The 16,606-nt window shown below is 57.4% G+C and carries 25 protein-coding genes and 1 tRNA gene; 5 read left to right on the top strand and 21 right to left on the bottom strand.

The features are described 5' to 3' along the window. Positions 1-19: 19 nt before the first annotated feature. The 4 genes from apaG to LHAB_RS05975 are packed head-to-tail and all read left to right on the top strand — an operon-like array spanning position 20 to position 2,441. On the top strand, positions 20-412 hold the full coding sequence (gene apaG, locus LHAB_RS05990; RefSeq protein ID WP_090044627.1) for a Co2+/Mg2+ efflux protein ApaG: 393 nt from the start codon (positions 20-22) through the stop codon (positions 410-412). Positions 413-448: 36 nt separating this feature from the next. Further along, entirely contained in the window at positions 449-1,408 is a 960-nt protein-coding gene (gene thiL, locus LHAB_RS05985; protein ID WP_090044624.1) for a thiamine-phosphate kinase, read from the top strand. Positions 1,409-1,410: 2 nt separating this feature from the next. Then, the gene (locus LHAB_RS05980) at positions 1,411-1,950 is read left to right on the top strand and encodes a phosphatidylglycerophosphatase A family protein (RefSeq protein WP_090044622.1); all 540 of its coding nucleotides are present in this window, start codon (positions 1,411-1,413) and stop codon (positions 1,948-1,950) included. Then, entirely contained in the window at positions 1,950-2,441 is a 492-nt protein-coding gene (locus tag LHAB_RS05975) for a CinA family protein (RefSeq protein WP_194943111.1), read from the top strand. The genes LHAB_RS05980 and LHAB_RS05975 overlap by 1 nt, the downstream gene beginning before the upstream one ends. Before the next feature lie 98 nt (positions 2,442-2,539). On the opposite strand, the gene LHAB_RS05970 is transcribed toward LHAB_RS05975, so the two are convergent. The 20 genes from LHAB_RS05970 to glpK form a co-directional block, all read right to left on the bottom strand. After that, positions 2,540-2,616, bottom strand: a tRNA-Met gene (locus LHAB_RS05970). An 18-nt stretch (positions 2,617-2,634) separates the two neighbouring features. Then, positions 2,635-3,021 carry a 50S ribosomal protein L17 gene (gene rplQ, locus LHAB_RS05965; RefSeq protein ID WP_090044620.1) on the bottom strand — a complete coding sequence of 129 codons (387 nt, stop codon included), beginning with the start codon at positions 3,019-3,021 and terminating at the stop codon, positions 2,635-2,637. Positions 3,022-3,101: 80 nt separating this feature from the next. Further along, a complete protein-coding gene (gene rpoA / locus LHAB_RS05960; protein WP_090044618.1) occupies positions 3,102-4,094 on the bottom strand; it encodes a DNA-directed RNA polymerase subunit alpha in 993 nt (330 codons plus the stop codon). A 104-nt stretch (positions 4,095-4,198) separates the two neighbouring features. Then, complete coding sequence (rpsD, locus tag LHAB_RS05955) at positions 4,199-4,822, bottom strand: 30S ribosomal protein S4 (protein WP_090044615.1); 624 nt, start codon at positions 4,820-4,822, stop codon at positions 4,199-4,201. A gap of 85 nt (positions 4,823-4,907) precedes the next feature. Next, positions 4,908-5,312 carry a 30S ribosomal protein S11 gene (gene rpsK, locus LHAB_RS05950; RefSeq protein ID WP_019429279.1) on the bottom strand — a complete coding sequence of 135 codons (405 nt, stop codon included), beginning with the start codon at positions 5,310-5,312 and terminating at the stop codon, positions 4,908-4,910. Positions 5,313-5,331: 19 nt separating this feature from the next. Continuing rightward, entirely contained in the window at positions 5,332-5,697 is a 366-nt protein-coding gene (gene rpsM, locus LHAB_RS05945; protein ID WP_019429278.1) for a 30S ribosomal protein S13, read from the bottom strand. A gap of 24 nt (positions 5,698-5,721) precedes the next feature. Next, positions 5,722-5,835 (bottom strand): 50S ribosomal protein L36, encoded by a 114-nt coding sequence (gene rpmJ / locus LHAB_RS05940; protein ID WP_011481465.1) that lies wholly within the window; start codon positions 5,833-5,835, stop codon positions 5,722-5,724. Between the two features lie 103 nt (positions 5,836-5,938). Next, entirely contained in the window at positions 5,939-7,258 is a 1,320-nt protein-coding gene (gene secY, locus LHAB_RS05935) for a preprotein translocase subunit SecY (RefSeq protein WP_090044613.1), read from the bottom strand. 22 nt (positions 7,259-7,280) lie between these two features. Next, positions 7,281-7,712 (bottom strand): 50S ribosomal protein L15, encoded by a 432-nt coding sequence (gene rplO / locus LHAB_RS05930; protein ID WP_090047720.1) that lies wholly within the window; start codon positions 7,710-7,712, stop codon positions 7,281-7,283. A 10-nt stretch (positions 7,713-7,722) separates the two neighbouring features. Next, entirely contained in the window at positions 7,723-7,905 is a 183-nt protein-coding gene (gene rpmD, locus LHAB_RS05925; RefSeq protein ID WP_089951917.1) for a 50S ribosomal protein L30, read from the bottom strand. A gap of 14 nt (positions 7,906-7,919) precedes the next feature. Continuing rightward, entirely contained in the window at positions 7,920-8,438 is a 519-nt protein-coding gene (gene rpsE, locus LHAB_RS05920; RefSeq protein ID WP_090044609.1) for a 30S ribosomal protein S5, read from the bottom strand. A gap of 17 nt (positions 8,439-8,455) precedes the next feature. After that, positions 8,456-8,821 (bottom strand): 50S ribosomal protein L18, encoded by a 366-nt coding sequence (gene rplR / locus LHAB_RS05915; RefSeq protein ID WP_062407202.1) that lies wholly within the window; start codon positions 8,819-8,821, stop codon positions 8,456-8,458. Positions 8,822-8,832: 11 nt separating this feature from the next. Continuing rightward, positions 8,833-9,366: a 50S ribosomal protein L6 gene (gene rplF / locus LHAB_RS05910; protein ID WP_090044608.1), complete on the bottom strand. Its 534-nt coding sequence runs from the start codon at positions 9,364-9,366 to the stop codon at positions 8,833-8,835. Between the two features lie 13 nt (positions 9,367-9,379). Continuing rightward, positions 9,380-9,775, bottom strand: coding sequence for a 30S ribosomal protein S8 (gene rpsH, locus LHAB_RS05905; protein ID WP_090044606.1), 396 nt, complete (start codon positions 9,773-9,775; stop codon positions 9,380-9,382). 18 nt (positions 9,776-9,793) lie between these two features. Next, the gene (gene rpsN / locus LHAB_RS05900) at positions 9,794-10,099 is read right to left on the bottom strand and encodes a 30S ribosomal protein S14 (RefSeq protein WP_090044604.1); all 306 of its coding nucleotides are present in this window, start codon (positions 10,097-10,099) and stop codon (positions 9,794-9,796) included. Positions 10,100-10,107: 8 nt separating this feature from the next. Then, the gene (rplE, locus tag LHAB_RS05895) at positions 10,108-10,647 is read right to left on the bottom strand and encodes a 50S ribosomal protein L5 (RefSeq protein ID WP_062408250.1); all 540 of its coding nucleotides are present in this window, start codon (positions 10,645-10,647) and stop codon (positions 10,108-10,110) included. A gap of 2 nt (positions 10,648-10,649) precedes the next feature. After that, positions 10,650-10,970 carry a 50S ribosomal protein L24 gene (rplX, locus tag LHAB_RS05890; protein ID WP_062407194.1) on the bottom strand — a complete coding sequence of 107 codons (321 nt, stop codon included), beginning with the start codon at positions 10,968-10,970 and terminating at the stop codon, positions 10,650-10,652. A 9-nt stretch (positions 10,971-10,979) separates the two neighbouring features. Then, positions 10,980-11,348, bottom strand: coding sequence for a 50S ribosomal protein L14 (rplN, locus tag LHAB_RS05885; protein ID WP_019427444.1), 369 nt, complete (start codon positions 11,346-11,348; stop codon positions 10,980-10,982). A gap of 277 nt (positions 11,349-11,625) precedes the next feature. Further along, positions 11,626-13,323, bottom strand: a complete 1,698-nt coding sequence (locus tag LHAB_RS05880; protein ID WP_090044602.1) for a glycerol-3-phosphate dehydrogenase/oxidase — start codon at positions 13,321-13,323, stop codon at positions 11,626-11,628. Continuing rightward, positions 13,247-14,749: a glycerol kinase GlpK gene (glpK, locus tag LHAB_RS05875; protein ID WP_090044600.1), complete on the bottom strand. Its 1,503-nt coding sequence runs from the start codon at positions 14,747-14,749 to the stop codon at positions 13,247-13,249. Before glpK ends, LHAB_RS05880 begins: the two co-directional genes overlap by 77 nt. Positions 14,750-14,837: 88 nt before the next feature. Between glpK and proC the strand changes: the two genes are divergently transcribed. Continuing rightward, on the top strand, positions 14,838-15,662 hold the full coding sequence (gene proC / locus LHAB_RS05870; protein ID WP_090044599.1) for a pyrroline-5-carboxylate reductase: 825 nt from the start codon (positions 14,838-14,840) through the stop codon (positions 15,660-15,662). Between the two features lie 52 nt (positions 15,663-15,714). On the opposite strand, the gene ubiA is transcribed toward proC, so the two are convergent. Beyond that, positions 15,715-16,566: a 4-hydroxybenzoate octaprenyltransferase gene (ubiA, locus tag LHAB_RS05865; RefSeq protein WP_090044597.1), complete on the bottom strand. Its 852-nt coding sequence runs from the start codon at positions 16,564-16,566 to the stop codon at positions 15,715-15,717. Positions 16,567-16,606 lie beyond the last annotated feature (40 nt).

Here is a 16,606-nt window from a genome sequence, read left to right as displayed (position 1 = left end):
TCGCAGTTAACATGTGGCCATGTCCGCATACACCGTTCAAATTGATGTGCTGCCCCATTACGTGACAGACCAGAGCAATCCCTTGCAGGATGTCTTTGCATTCGCCTACACCGTCACGGTCACGAACACAGGTCGGGTGCCCGTGCAGTTGATTTCTCGCCATTGGGTGATCCAGGACGAGCGCGGTCACACCGAGGAAGTCAAGGGCCTGGGCGTGGTCGGTCAACAACCCCTGCTTCGCCCCGGCGAATCCTTTCAATACACCAGCGGCTGCCGATTGCGCGCGCCCAGCGGAACCATGCACGGCAGCTACTTTTTCGTGGCCGAGGATGGCCACCGATTTGATGCCCCCATTGGCACTTTCGTGCTCGACGCCTCCAGCAGCCTGCCCGGCGGTCGCACTTTGCATTGAGAACCCATGGTTTGAGTCTCGGTTAAGCTCTGGTTTATGGGTGAATTTGAGCTGATCGAACGGTTTTTCAAGCGTACTGCCCGGCACGCGGATGTGGGCATTGGTGACGACTGCGCCATTTGGACGCCCACCCCCGGACAACAGTTGGCTTTTTCCGCCGACATGTTGGTCGAAGGACGACACTTCCTCTCGACGGTCAACCCCCGTGATTTGGGCCACAAGTCTTTGGCCGTCAACCTGAGTGACCTGGCAGCTTGCGGTGCGACGCCACGGGCTTTTTTGTTGTCCTTGTCCTTGCCCCGGGTGGACGAGGGCTGGTTGTCAGGCTTTTCCGACGGATTATTCGAATTGGCGGATGCTCACGGCTGTGAATTGATCGGTGGCGACACCACCCAAGGCCCCTTGAATGTGTCCATCACGGTGATGGGCGAGGTGCCTACCCATCAGGCCATTTTGCGCTCGGGCGCGCAAGCCGGTGACGACCTGTATGTGAGTGGCCACCTGGGTGATGCCCGTTTGGCTCTGGAGGGATTTCGTGGCACGGTCAGCCTGCCGCAATCGGTCTTTGATTTGGCCCGTGCTCGCATGGAGCGGCCTGAGCCACGCACGGCGTTGGGTGTTTCCTTGCGTGGTGTGGCCAATGCCATGGCCGACATCAGCGATGGCCTCTTGGGTGATCTGGGACACGTCCTCAAAGCCAGTCGTGTGGGGGCTGATATTCACCTCTCGGCGATCCAGAATTTGATGCTCACCCGCGAAGCTTGGTCTTGTCCGCAAGACTTGATGCATCGCTGCGTTTTGTCGGGTGGCGATGATTACGAGCTGGTCTTCACATGCTCGCCGAAGCAACGCCATCAGGTCCTGTCCTTGAGTCAAGCTTGTGGGATCCCTGTCACGCGCATTGGCCGCATCACGCCTGAACCCCGCTTGAAGTTACTGACCGAAGATGGTGGTGTTTTGCCCAACACCTTCGCCTCGTTCGATCATTTCGCGTGAAGATGTCCTCGCCCTCCAATCTCCCCGTTGTCGGGCTGCCACGCCACCCCGTGCGACCTACCGCTTCATTCATGTTGCAACATCCCGCCCATGCCATTGCATTGGGCTTTGGGTCTGGTTTGTCGCCCAAAGCCCCGGGTACGGTGGGCAGCCTGTGGGGATGGGCATCTTGGTTGTTGATTCAAAACAGCTGGTCCCTTCCCGCACAGGCGGCCTTGATTTCGGCTTCCTTCTTGTTGGGTTGGTGGGCATGCACCTTGACGGCCAGCAACATGGGGGTGAGCGATCCCGGCGCCATCGTTTGGGATGAAATAGTGGCCATGTGGTTGATCTTGTTTTTGATCATGCCTGCAGGTTTCGCAGGCCAACTGTCGGCTTTTTTGTTGTTCCGTTTTTTTGATGCTGTCAAACCCGGCCCTGTGGCTTGGGCCGATCGTTTGTTCAAGGGATTTGGCTGGCGGGGCGGCTTGGGCATTTTGTTTGACGATCTGGTGGCCGCTTTTTGTACGCTGCTGGTGCTGGCTTTGTGGAGGTGGTTTTGATGTCTGAGATTGCAATGACCTTGGCAGCAAGACTCAATGCCGTGGGCTGGATGATGTCGACTGCAGAAAGCTGTACCGGTGGCTTGATTGCAGCGCACTGCACCGATTTTCCCGGCTCTAGTCGCTGGTTTGATCGTGGTTTGGTGACCTATTCCAATGCGGCCAAAACCGATTTATTGGGCGTCGAAGCGTCCATGATTGAGACACACGGCGCAGTGAGCGAGGCGGTGGCTCGCGCCATGGCGTTGGGTGCGGTGTACAGGTCACGCGCGCGGGTGTCTGTTTCGGTCACGGGCATTGCAGGACCTGATGGCGGCAGCGCTGCCAAACCAGTGGGCATCGTGTGGTTTGGCTGGTGTATTGATGGCTGGGTTTTTACAGAGTGCCAACTGTTTACCGGTGATCGACACCAGGTGCGACAGGCCAGTTGCATGCACGCGCTTGAGGGATTGAGCAATCGGTTGCCCAGCTTGCCCACATCAGGGCATTGATTGTTTTTGTCTCACAGCGTTGTACAGGCGCTTGCCCAAGCAGAAACGAAAAAACCCTCCGAAGAGGGTTTTTAGGGTATTCAATCTCAGTTGAAACTTGGTTGCGGGGGCCGGATTTGAACCAACGACCTTTGGGTTATGAGCCCAACGAGCTACCAGACTGCTCCACCCCGCGGTATGCTTGAATTATACCTTACTCTGCTGCTGTCGCTGCAGGAGTTTCAGCACGATCGACCAATTCAACCAAGGCCATCGGCGCGTTGTCACCCACGCGGAAACCCATTTTCAGGATGCGTGTGTAACCACCAGGACGCTTGGCAAAACGTGGGCCCAGATCGGCAAACAACTTGACAACGCTGTCACGGTCGCGCAGACGGTTGAAAGCCAAACGCTTGTTGGACAAGCTGTCTTCTTTGGCCAAAGTGATCATCGGCTCAATGACGCGACGCAGCTCTTTGGCTTTGGGGAGTGTGGTCTTGATGACTTCGTGCTCGATGAGCGAGTTCATCATGTTGCGCAGCATGGCGAGGCGGTGCTCGCTGGTGCGGTTCAATTTGCGGAGGCCGTGTCCGTGACGCATGGTGCTTACCTTTCTTTATTAAACAGGCAGCCGTATCAGGTACTGCCCGTGCACACCCCGGAATTTCCGGGAACTTTGAATTAACGCTTTTCCAGACCTGCTGGAGGCCAGGCTTCGAGCTTCATGCCCAAAGTCAGACCGCGGGAAGCCAGGACTTCTTTGATTTCGTTGAGTGACTTGCGACCCAGGTTAGGGGTCTTGAGCAATTCATTCTCGGTACGTTGGATCAAATCGCCAATGTAGTAAATGTTTTCTGCTTTGAGGCAGTTGGCCGAACGAACGGTGAGTTCGAGCTCGTCCACGGGACGCAACAAAATCGGATCGAAGCTGCCTGCGCCACCGCGCTGCGCTGGCTCATTGAACGCAGACAATTCGCTGCCTTCAAGTTGCGCGAAAACAGCCAATTGCTCGACCAAGATCTTGGCCGAGGAACGCACTGCATCTTCTGCCGTGATCGCGCCGTTGGTTTCAATCTCGATGACCAGTTTGTCCAGATCGGTACGCTGCTCAACACGGGCGCTTTCGACGGTGTAGCTCACGCGCTTGACGGGCGAAAATGACGCATCCAGAACAATACGGCCCAAGGCCTTTGTGGGCTCGTCAGCAAAACGACGCATGGTGCCTGGCACGTAACCACGACCTTTTTCAACCTTGATCTGCATGTCCAGTTTGCCGCCGTGCGACAAATTGGCGATCACGTGCTCAGGATTGATGATTTCCACGTCATGGGGCGTCTGGATATCTGCGGCAGTCACGGCGCCTTCGCCATCCTTGCGCAAGCTCAGCGTCACTTCATCGCGGTTGTGGAGTTTGAACACCACGCCCTTGAGGTTCAACAAAATGTTGACCACATCCTCTTGGACACCATCAATGGAAGAATATTCGTGCACCACGCCAGCGATGGTGACTTCAGTGGCGGAGTAACCCACCATAGAGGACAACAAAACGCGACGCAGCGCGTTGCCAAGCGTGTGGCCATAGCCGCGCTCGAAAGGCTCCAGCGTGACTTTTGCACGGTTGGCAGCCAATTGCTCGACTTGGATGGCTTTGGGTTTCAACAGATTGGTTTGCATTCAGACTTCCTCTCAATACCCCCGGTCCGTTACACCGGTAAGGCTGATGAAGCACCCGGTGCAGCCTGTCAAGGCCACCCGGGAACGATTGAAACGACTCAGAATTAACGCGAGTACAGTTCGACGATCAGCGATTCGTTGATGTCTGCAGCGAATTCATCACGATCAGGAACCTTTTTGAAGGTGCCTTCTGCCTTGTCGGCATTGACTTCAACCCAAGCAGGCATGCCCACTTGCAAAGCCAGTTGCAAAGCTTCAACCACACGGTTTTGCTTCTTGGATTTTTCGCGAACAGCGATCACATCACCGGCCTTGACCAAGTATGAAGGGATGTTCACTGACTGACCATTCACCGTGATGGCCTTGTGTGACACCATCTGACGTGCTTCAGCACGTGTGGAGCCAAAGCCCATGCGGTAGACGACGTTGTCGAGACGGCACTCCAACAATCCCAACAAGTTGGAACCTGTGTTGCCCTTGCGGCGATCGGCTTCTGCGAAATAACGGCGGAACTGCTTCTCCAGCACACCGTACATGCGCTTGACTTTTTGCTTTTCGCGCAATTGCAGACCGTAATCTGATGTGCGCTGACCAGAAGTGCGGCCGTGTTGGCCAGGCTTCGAATCAAATTTAGACTTGTCCGCAATCGAGCGACGGGCGCTCTTGAGGAACAAGTCAGTGCCTTCACGGCGGGAGAGTTTGGCCTTGGGGCCGAGGTAGCGTGCCACTTGATTTTCCTTTATGCAACTGCCGCATCAGAAATGCGGGAGCCAGGCGATGCAAGCATGGCCTGGCGGTGGGCTTGGTTTGAGATTAGATACGACGACGCTTCTGAGGGCGGCAACCGTTGTGCGGCACCGGTGTCACGTCGGCGATCGAAGTGATGCGGATACCCAATGCACCCAGGGCACGAACCGAAGACTCGCGACCAGGGCCAGGACCCTTGATTTCGACGTCCAAGTTTTTGATGCCTTGTTCTTGCGCAGCACGACCTGCGACCTCAGAAGCGACTTGGGCTGCAAAAGGTGTCGACTTGCGTGAACCCTTGAAACCTTGGCCACCCGAAGAAGCCCACGACAAGGCATTACCCTGACGGTCGGTGATCGTGATGATGGTGTTGTTGAAAGACGCGTGCACGTGTGCAATGCCGTCCGCAATGTTCTTGCGGACTTTTTTGCGAACACGTTGCGATGCGCTGTTGGATTGTGCTTTAGCCATGGTGGTCTCTCAGTCCTGCTTATTTCTTCAGAGCCGCTGCGCCTTTGCGCGGACCCTTGCGAGTGCGTGCATTGGTGCGTGTACGCTGACCGCGCATGGGCAAGCCACGACGATGACGGAAACCGCGGTAGCAACCGATGTCCATCAAACGCTTGATGTTCATGGTTGTTTCGCGACGCAGATCACCTTCGATGGTGAAAACTGCGATTTGATCGCGAATTTTTTCGAGATCAGCGTCCGTCAGATCTTTGATCTTTTTGGAATAAGCGATGCCAGAGGCTTCGCAAATTTGTCGAGCGCGGGTGCGACCAATACCGAAGATGGCTGTCAAGCCAATTTCAGCATGTTTGTGCGGCGGAATGTTGATGCCAGCGATACGTGCCATTTTCGTCCTCTAAAACTAATTCAATCAGCCTTGACGCTGCTTGTGACGTGGATCTGTGCAGATCACACGAACAACGCCTTTACGGCGAATGATCTTGCAGTTGCGGCAAATTTTTTTCACCGAAGCCGAAACTCTCATGGTTCTCTCCTAAAACTCATCGATACCCAGACTTCGCAGACCAGGTGAAAATTGTGTCCCTGCGTAAAACGCAGGGTTCTTTACCAAACCCGAACCAAGCCACTCAGGACTTGAAACTCGCCTTTTTCAAAAGCGAATCGTATTGTTGAGACATCAAGTAGTTTTGTACTTGTGCCATGAAATCCATGGTCACGACCACGATGATCAGCAAAGAGGTACCGCCAAAGTAAAACGGAACATTGTATTTCAGAATCAAAAACTCTGGCAGCAAACACACAAACGTGATGTAAGCCGCACCCACTGCAGTCAAACGCAGCAAAATCTTGTCGATGTACTTGGCAGTCTGATCACCAGGGCGAATGCCAGGGATGAAAGCCCCGCTTTTCTTCAAGTTGTCAGCTGTTTCACGGCTGTTGAACACCAACGCTGTGTAAAAGAAACAGAAGAAAATGATCGCAGCGGCGTAGAACATCACATACACGGGCTGTCCTGGTGCCAAAGCACTCGCCACATCTTTAAAGAAGCGAACGACGACACTTTCGGAAGAGCCGGAGGTGAACCAGCCCATCAAGGTCGCTGGGAGCAGAATGATCGACGAAGCAAAAATTGGAGGAATCACACCCGCCATGTTCAGTTTGAGTGGCAAGTGGGATGACTGCCCGCCATACACTTTGTTGCCTACCTGACGGCGTGCGTAATTGACCAAAATTTTGCGCTGACCGCGTTCAACGAAGACCACAAAGTAAGTGACCAGCGCGACCACCACAATGATCATCATCGAGACCAATGGGTTCATGGCCCCTGTGCGCACCAATTCAAACAAGCCACCCAATGCACTGGGCAATCCAGCGGCAATGCCAGCAAAGATGAGGATCGAGATACCGTTGCCCAAACCGCGTTCGGTGATCTGCTCACCCAACCACATCAAGAACATGGCGCCTGCAGTCAAACTCACAACAGCCGTCATCCGGAAACCCATGCCTGGGTTGATCACCAAACCGGCAGAAGCCTCAAGTGCTACAGCAATTCCGAAAGACTGAAAGATCGCCAAACCCAAGGCACCAAAACGGGTGTATTGGGTGATTTTTCGACGTCCCGCTTCGCCTTCTTTCTTCAATTGCTCGAAGGTAGGCAATACATAAGTCAACAGCTGCATCACAATGGACGCAGAGATGTAAGGCATGATCCCCAGCGCAAACACGGTAAACCGCGACAAAGCGCCACCCGAGAACATGTTGAACAGGTTCAGGATGCCGCCTTGCTGGCCATTGAACAACTGCTTGAGCTGATCAGGGTCAATGCCAGGGACCGGAATGTGAGCACCCGCACGGTAAACCACCAGCGCGAGCAGCAAGAACAGCAGCCGGCGACGCAGGTCACCGAACTTGTCTGTTTTGGCTGTTGAATTAGCGCTGGTTGCCACAGTGTTTCTCGCTTATGAACATTCAGGCAACAGAGCCGCCAGCAGCCTCAATGGCCACTTTGGCACCAGCAGTCGCGCCAATACCGGTCAACTTGACGGCTTTGGTCAACTCACCTGTGTTGATCACTTTGACCACTTTGGCCATTTGAGAAACCAGACCGGCTTGTTTCAATGCCAAGACGTCCACTTCTGCCAAGTCCAAACGAGACAAGGTGGTCAGTGTGATTTCTGCGTTGTACTTCAGCAAATGTGATTTGAAACCACGCTTGGGCAAGCGGCGCTGCAAAGGCATTTGACCGCCTTCAAAGCCCACCTTGTGGTAGCCACCCGAACGGGATTTTTGACCTTTGTGACCGCGTCCGGCGGTTTTACCCAGACCCGAACCGATACCACGGCCCACGCGACGTGGCGCGTGCTTGGAGCCTTCTGCGGGCTTGATGCTATTGAGTTCCATCATTCGCCTCTTAGAGAACTTTGACCAGGTAGCTGATCTTGTTGATCATGCCGCGCACTGCGGGCGTGTCTTGCAACTCGCTCACAGAGTTCAGCTTGCGCAAGCCCAGGCCACGCACGGTGGCGCGGTGAGACTCTTTGGTACCAATCGGGCTGCGAACCAGTTGGACTTTCACGGTGGATTGTGTCGTCATGTTCGATCTCCGGTTCAGCCAAACAACTCTTCAACCGACTTGCCACGCTTGGCAGCCACGTTGGATGCTGTTGTGCAATTGGACAAAGCGTCCAAAGTGGCACGAACCATGTTGTAAGGGTTGGACGAGCCATGGCTCTTGGCCACGATGTCGGTGATACCCACCACTTCGAACACCGCACGCATAGGACCACCCGCGATGATGCCGGTACCCTTGGGTGCAGGCGCCATCATGACGCGTGCAGCGCCGTGGTGACCGTTCACCGCGTGGTGAATGGTGCCGTTCTTGAGGTGAACTTTGGCCAGGTTGCGACGGGCTTCTTCCATCGCTTTTTGCACAGCTGCCGGCACTTCTTTCGATTTGCCCTTGCCCATGCCCACTTTGCCATCGCCATCACCGACCACAGTCAATGCGGCGAAACCCAGGATACGGCCACCCTTGACCACCTTGGTCACGCGGTTGACCGCGATCATCTTTTCGCGCAGACCGTCTTCAGGACCGTCGCTCTGCGGTTTTGCTGTAAATTTAGCCATTTGTAACTCCGATCCGTTTAGAACTGCAGACCTGCTTCACGGGCTGCTTCGGCCAAAGCCTTGACACGACCGTGGTAAGCGAAACCTGCGCGGTCGAAGGCGACCTTCTCAACACCAGCAGCTTTTGCTTTTTCAGCGATGCGCTTGCCGATGACGGTGGCTGCTGCGGCATTGCCGCCTTTGCCCGCTGCACCCAATGCCGTGCGCACTTCGGCTTCGGCAGTGGAGGCACTGGCCAACACTTTGGTTCCACAGCCAGAAATGACGCTGGCGTAGATGTGCAAGTTGGTGCGGCTCACAGTCAAACGGGCCACGCCTTGCTGTGCAATGCGGATGCGTGTTTGGCGTGCACGACGCAGACGCTGCTCTTTCTTGGTCAACATGATGCAGCTCCTTATTTCTTCTTGGTCTCTTTGATCGTGATCTTCTCATCCGAATAACGGATGCCCTTGCCTTTGTAAGGCTCGGGTGGACGAACAGCACGGATCTCAGCAGCAATTTGGCCAACACGTTGACGGTCAGCACCCTTGATCACGATTTCAGTCGCGCTGGGAGTGGCCACCGTGATGCCAGCTGGCATGTCGATGTTGACGGGGTGTGAGTAACCCACAGCCAGGTTCAATTTGGCGCCAGAGGCCGCCGCTTTGTAACCCACGCCGATCAGGTTCAGCTTCTTTTCGAAACCTTTGGTCACGCCAGTCACCATGTTGCTCACCAGCTGACGCAAGGTGCCGCTCATGGCGTTGGCTTCACGTGAATCATTGGCAGGCGCAAAACTCAGTTTGCCTCCTTCGTTGTTCACGGTCACCAGTGTGTTGGCAGCGATGGCCAATTGACCACCAGCGCCCTTCACACTGATTTGTGTTGCATTGATCGACACATCCACACCAGCGGGGATGGTCACAGGCATTTTTCCTACGCGGGACATTCTTTTTCTCCCTTTAAGCGACGTAGCACAGCACTTCGCCGCCGACACCGACTGCACGCGCTTTGCGATCGGTCATCACACCTTGGGGTGTGGTGACGATGGCCACGCCCAAGCCGTTTTGGACTTGAGGAATAGCATCACGGCCTTTGTACACGCGCAGGCCAGGGCGGCTCACGCGCTCGATACGCTCGATGACCGGGCGGCCAGCGTAATACTTCAGGGCGATTTCGAGGGTGGCCTTGCCATCTTCGGTTTTGACTTGGAAGCCGTCAATGTAGCCTTCATCTTTCAGCACTTGGGCGATGGCCACCTTCACCTTGGAAGATGGAACCAACACATTGGCTTTTGACACCATTTGTGCGTTGCGGATGCGGGTCAACAGATCGGCAATAGGATCACTCATGCTCATGTTGTTATCTCCTGCCGATTACCAGCTGGCCTTGGTCACGCCCGGAATGTTGCCTGCAAAGGCTAATTCACGGATCTTGGCGCGACCCAGACCAAATTGACGGAACGTACCGCGTGGGCGACCGGTGATTTCACAGCGGTTGCGTTGGCGGGTCGGGTTGGCGTTGCGCGGGAGCTTTTGCAGACCCAGACGGGCAGCTGCACGCTCTTCATCGCTGCGCTTGGCATCGTTGGCGATGGCTTTCAATTCCGCGTATTTTTTCGCGTACTTGGCCGCCAGTTTTTCACGCTTGAGCTCGCGCTCGATCAAAGCTACTTTAGCCACGTGACACCTCAGTTCTTGAAGGGGAAGCGGAAAGCTGCCAAAAGAGCTTTGCACTCTTCGTCAGACTTGGCCGTTGTGGTGATGCTGATATTGAGACCGCGCAAGGCATCCACCTTGTCGTACTCAATCTCAGGGAAAATGATCTGCTCTTTCACGCCGATGTTGTAGTTGCCGCGGCCATCAAAGGCACGGCCAGAAATTCCACGGAAGTCACGAACGCGGGGCAATGCCACGGTCACGAAACGGTCCAGGAATTCATACATCTGAACGCCACGCAGTGTCACCATGCAGCCGATGGGCTGTTGTTCACGGATTTTGAAACCGGCAATGGCTTTCTTGGCCTTGGTGACCACAGGCTTTTGGCCCGCAATCTTGGTCAGGTCACTCACAGCGTGGTCCATGACTTTTTTGTCAGCCACCGCCTCAGACACACCCATGTTCAGGGTGATCTTGGTGATGCGAGGCACCTGCATGGGTGACGTGTAGCCAAATTTGGCTGTCAGGTCAGCAGCGATTTTCTCGCGGAAGAGTTGTTGCAAACGTGCCATGCTCATGCCACCTTGATTTCTTCGCCGCTGGACTTGTAAACGCGAACGCGCTTGCCGTCAGCCTGCAACTTGATGCCCACGCGATCAGCCTTGCCTGTTGCAGCGTTGAAAATCGCCACATTGGATTGGTGAATCGGCATGGCCTTTTCGATGATGCCGCCAGTTGTGCCCTTCATAGGGTTTGGCTTGGCGTGTTTTTTGACGATGTTGATACCATCAATCAGCAGGTGAGAGTCGCTGGCGCGCGACGACACTTTGCCGCGCTTGCCCTTGTCACGACCTGTGATGACGATGACTTCGTCGCCTGTGCGAATCTTGTTCATGGCGCGTCCTTACAGTACTTCAGGAGCCAGGGACACGATCTTCATGAACTTCTCGGTACGCAGTTCACGCGTGACCGGGCCGAAGATGCGGGTGCCGATGGGCTCCAACTTGGCGTTCAGCAACACAGCGGCGTTGCCATCGAATTTGATGAGCGAACCATCGCCACGGCGGATGCCCTTGGCAGTGCGAACCACCACAGCACTGTAAATCTCGCCTTTTTTGACGCGACCACGTGGAGCGGCTTCTTTGATGCTCACTTTGATGATGTCGCCAACACTTGCATAGCGACGCTTGGACCCGCCGAGCACCTTGATGCACAGCACGGACTTGGCGCCGGTGTTGTCGGCCACATCCAACCGAGATTCTGTCTGGATCATTTCTTTGTTCCCAACTTGTACTCCTTGCCAATTGGCCGATAAGCCAACCTGCAGGAATCAGTCTTGGACCCGTCATTCACACAGCAAACCACTCGCTGTGCTTCAGTTTGGGCAGATACCTACGCCTTTTTCAAGGCGAAGCCCACGATTATGCCTGAATTGCCAGGGCTGCGCAATACCTTTTGAAAAAAATCCATCCAATCGGCTGATCGATGGTCAAAAGTTCCGCTTTTGCCCTGTGGGTCTTGGCTGGCCACTCGCCGATGATGCGGCCGGCTCATGGGCAACGGCCATAGGCGTCGGCAAGCGCCTGAAATGCCTCCAGGTTCGGGTCGATGGCCAGTTCTTGGCGCAGGATGTACGCCACTTTGGGGGCGACCGCTTTGGCCAATGCCGCATCCAGGAACAGGCAGCGGGACCTTCTGGCCAGGACATCTTCCACGCTGCGCGCATATTCAAAACGCGCCGCAAACCTCACCATGGCCTCGGTCAGACCTGGAGCAAGGACCACTTGGGCACCCGGCAAAGACCCCAGCCAGCATTGCTCTGAGCCGTACAAATGCGCGCCCCCAGGCCCCGTGAGTGGGTGCGCCCCCGCATCCTGGTTTGGTGCACCTATCAACGGGTACTCTTTTGCCAAGGTCTTCAAAGGGGCCTTGAGCCCCACCAAGCGCCGGGCCTGCTTCAACACGTCGTGCGCCATGACGCTGTAAGTGGTCCATTTGCCACCCGTGACAGTCACCAAACCGGAACCGGTCACCTCGACATGGTGTTCGCGACTGATTTTTTGGGTCTTCGCACTCGGTGAAGATGACGGCGAGTCCACCTGCACCAGGGGGCGAAGACCTGCCCACGCGCTCAAAACATCCTGTCGACCGGGCGCCTTTCGCAAGTACCGACCCGCCTCTTTCAAGATCCAATCGACCTCTTCGCTGGCTGGACGGGGTTCGCTGGGCGCATCAAGTCGGGCGGTATCCGTGGTGCCCAGCAAAACCTTGCCAAGCCAAGGCACTGCAAAAAGCACACGCCCATCCGCCGTTTTGGGGACCAGCAAGGCTTTGTCGCCCGGCCAAAAGGAGGCGTCAACGACCAAGTGAACACCTTGGCTGGGCGTCACCAAGCGGGTCATTGGCTGATCGCGTTGACGCCCATCGGCCAGCCGCAGCCCATCCACCCAGACACCCGTGGCGTTGATCACACAGGCCGCCTTCAAATCAAATGCCAAGCCCTGCTCGGCGTCTTTCGCCTGTACACCCGCCACACGACCGTTTTCATAAAGAAGTCCGCCGACAGCAACATGGTTGACCACGCACGCCCCTTCGCGGGCCGCTGAACGGGCCAAAGCCAAGGCCAGGCGAGCATCGTCAAATTGGCCATCCCAATACTCCACCCCCCCACGCAAACCTTCAGAGCGAACACCCGGTATGGACGCCTGCGTCACCTGCGCATTCAGAAAACGGGTTTTGCCCAAGCTGGCCGAGGCAGCCAACCATTCGTACAGTTTGAGCCCCACCCCGTAAAACGCCTGATCACCGCGGCGGTAAGTGGGCATGACAAAGGCCAGTGGTTGAGCCAGATGGGGCGCCCGCTCCAGCAAACCACGCCTTTCGTGCAGCGCCTCCCTCACCAATGGCCAATGGCCTTGGGCCAAATAGCGCACGCCACCATGCACCAGCTTGGTCGATCTCGAGGATGTGCCTTGTGCAAAGTCTTGGGCTTCCAGCAATGCCACCTTCAAGCCTTCACGTGCAGCCTGCAAAGCGACCCCCAAACCCGTTGCACCGCCTCCGACGACCACCAAATCCCAAACCCGGGGCGCGGTCAAACGGTCCAGCAGCGCCTCTCGCCGGGTCAGCAAAGGCGCGGCAGATGCCGCCAATGCGGGGCTCAACACCTCGTCAAGCCCTTGCCCAGGCCCGGGACCGATCGACAGCCTCACGCCAACGCCCAAGGTGCTGTTGTCGCTGCGCCGCATCCCATTCGGGTTCAAAACGGCGCGCCTCTTGCCATTGGGCCGATATTTCATCGGCGCCTGACCAAAAATTCGTGGCCAATCCTGCCAAATAGGCGGCGCCCAAGGCCGTGGTCTCGGTCACACGGCTTCGCACCACAGGCACACCCAGCACGTTGGCCTGGATTTGCATCAGCAAGTTGTTTTGACAAGCGCCGCCATCCACGCGCAACTCGGTCAAGGCCAACCCACTGTCACTGGCCATGGCCTGAAACACATCGGCGGTTTGCAAGGCAATGGCTTCTATAGCCGCCCGGGCGATGTGGGCTCGACCCGTGCCCCGGGTCATGCCCACCAAGGTGCCTCGGGCATGACCGTCCCAATCCGGGGTGCCCAGCCCCGCAAAAGCCGGCACCAGAAACACATCACCTGTGTCCGACACGCTGGCCGCCAAGGCCTCCACCTCCTGGGCACTTTGAATGATCTGCAAACCATCCCTCAACCACTGCACCGTCGCGCCGGCCATGAAAACAGAGCCCTCCAGTGCATAGGCCAAGGAACGCTCAGCGCCAGCGGGGCCTTGCCAGGCCACCGTGCTGAGCAACTGGTGGTGGCTCGCCACAGGGCGATCACCCGTGTTCATGAGCATGAAGCAGCCTGTGCCATAGGTGTTTTTGGCCATGCCCGGTTGAAAGCAGGCCTGCCCGAACAAAGCGGCTTGCTGATCACCGGCCCAGCCGGCAATCGGGACCGGGCGCCCGAGCCAATGGGGCTCGGTTTCGGCCACGATGCCGCACGAAGGCAGCACCTGGGGCAACACAGAAGCGGGGATGTTGAACAAGGCCAGCAAGTCCGCGTCCCAAGCCCCTGTGCTCAGATTCAAAAGCAGGGTGCGCGAGGCGTTGCTCGCATCGGTGGCATGCACACGGCCTCCCGTGAGCTGCCAAACCAGCCAGCTGTCTACAGTGCCGAAGGCCAACTCACCCCGTTCAGCCCGGGCCCGGGCACCGGGCACATGGTCGAGCAACCAGGCCAGCTTGGTACCTGAAAAATAAGCATCCAGCACCAGCCCGGTTTTGCGTGCAATCGCGTCCGCATGCCCAGCTGCTCGCAAGGCATCGCACTGGGCCGCAGTTCGGCGGTCTTGCCAGACGATGGCGGGCGCCACGGGTTCGCCCGTGCGGCGGTCCCACAACACCGTGGTTTCGCGCTGGTTGGTGATGCCCACCGCACGCAACTGGCCGCCCCCTATGCCCGCCTGCGCCATGGCGTCCTGCATCACGCGGTACTGGGTTTGCCAAATTTCCCGGGCGTCATGCTCGACCCAGCCGGGCCGAGGAAAAGACTGGCCAAACTCGCGCTGCGCCATGGCCACGGCTTGCCCGCGGCGGTCAAACACCACCGCCCGCGAGCTGGTCGTGCCCTGATCCAAAGATAGGATGTAGTCCATGCCGCCGAGACTAACGCAAACAGCGGTTCACAAACAGCGACAATTCCCCGATAGACCCTAGCTTGCAGACACCCCTGAGACACCCGACATGACCTCAACACAGCAACACATGGCCTTCATTGGCGGCGGCAACATGGCCAGCGCCATCATCGGCGGCCTGATCCGCCAGGGCATGAGGCCCGATCAATTCACCGTGGTCGAACCCTTTGCCGACACCGCCGCCAAACTGCTCAAGGACTTTGGCATCAGCGCTTTGCCCGCCGCTGGCCCCGATTTGGCCAAGGCGGATTTGGTGGTCTGGGCGGTCAAGCCGCAAGTCTTCAGCGAAGCGGCCGCCCCGGTCATGCCGCACACCCGCGCCGCGCTGCACCTGTCTGTGGCCGCCGGCATCCGCACCGACAGCATTGGCCGCTGGGTCGGCAGCGATCGGGTGGTGCGTTGCATGCCCAACACCCCCGCCTTGGTGGGCCAGGGCATCACCGGCTTGTTTGCCTGCCCATCGGTCAGCGCGGCAGACCAGGCGCTGGTGGAACAAGTCATTGCCACCACGGGACAATTCATTTGGGTGCAGCAAGAGTCGCAGCTGGACGCCGTGACCGCCTTGTCGGGTTCTGGTCCGGCCTATGTCTTTTATTTCCTCGAAGCCATGACCGAGGCCGGCACCGGCATGGGCTTGTCGCCCGAGCAGGCCTACCAACTGGCCGTGGCCACGTTTGCAGGCGCATCCTCCTTGGCGGCTGCATCAACAGAATCGCCCGAAGTGCTGCGCCAGCGCGTCACCTCCAAAGGCGGCACCACTTATGCAGCACTCACCGCAATGGATGCGGCCGGGATCAAACCCGCTTTTGTCAAAGCCATGCAAGCGGCCGAGCAGCGGGCGCGTGAATTGGGCGACGAATTCGGCAAGGCCTGAACCGGCCGCAGCGCTGGATGGACGCCTTCAGGTCCAAGCGGGTGGTTGGGCCTCACTGGTAAGACAAAACCACACCCACAAACACGCTGAAGCCCAGCCAATGGTTCAGCCGGAAGGCTTTGAAGCAGCCTTCGCGTGTGCGGTGGCGGATCAGTAAAAAATGCCAAGCCACCTGGCCCACCGAGGCCAGCCAGGCCAGCCAGAACCAAAGCCCTTGCTGCGCCGCATCCAGCAGCCACGCCCAGATCCACAAATAAGCCGCATAAAAACCCATGATGGCGGGCACATCCCAAGGGCCCAGGGTGATGGCAGAGGTCTTCATGCCAATGCGCAGGTCGTCATCGCGGTCCACCATGGCGTATTCGGTGTCGTAGGCCAGCACCCAAAACAGGTTGCCCAACAGCAAACCCCAGGCCAACAGCGGCACTTGTCCCTGCACCGCCGCAAACGCCATCGGGATGCCTAAGCTGAAGGCCACACCCAGCACCGCCTGTGGCATGGAGACAAACCGCTTGGCATAGGGATAGATCAAGGTCACGGCCAGCGCCGCGAATGACCAAGCGATGGTGGCCGGGTTGGTGGTCAGCACCAAGCCAAACGCCCCCAGCGCCAGCACGGCCCCCACCGCCAAAGCCTCTCGGGTGCCGATGCGCCCGCTCGTCACCGGGCGGTTGGCCGTGCGCTTGACGTGTTTGTCAAAGTCGCGGTCGGCCACGTCGTTGATGCAACACCCGGCGCTGCGCATGAGGATGGTGCCCAGAGTGAACACCCCCACCAGATGCCAGCCTGGAAATCCACCTTCCGCCACCCATAAGGCCGCCAATGAGGGCCAGAGCAACAGCAGCCAGCCGGCGGGCCTATTCCATCGGATCAAATCCAGATACAGCTTGAGTTTGTCGGTCATAAGGCGATTATCTGTGCGCGGCAGGTGTGTGAGAGGCCAC

This window comes from Limnohabitans sp. 2KL-27 (assembly GCF_001269345.1).
Taxonomy (GTDB): Bacteria; Pseudomonadota; Gammaproteobacteria; order Burkholderiales; family Burkholderiaceae_C; genus Limnohabitans_A.
The sequence above is the reverse complement of the archived record's forward strand: the minus strand, read 5'-3'. Positions and strand labels throughout refer to the sequence as shown.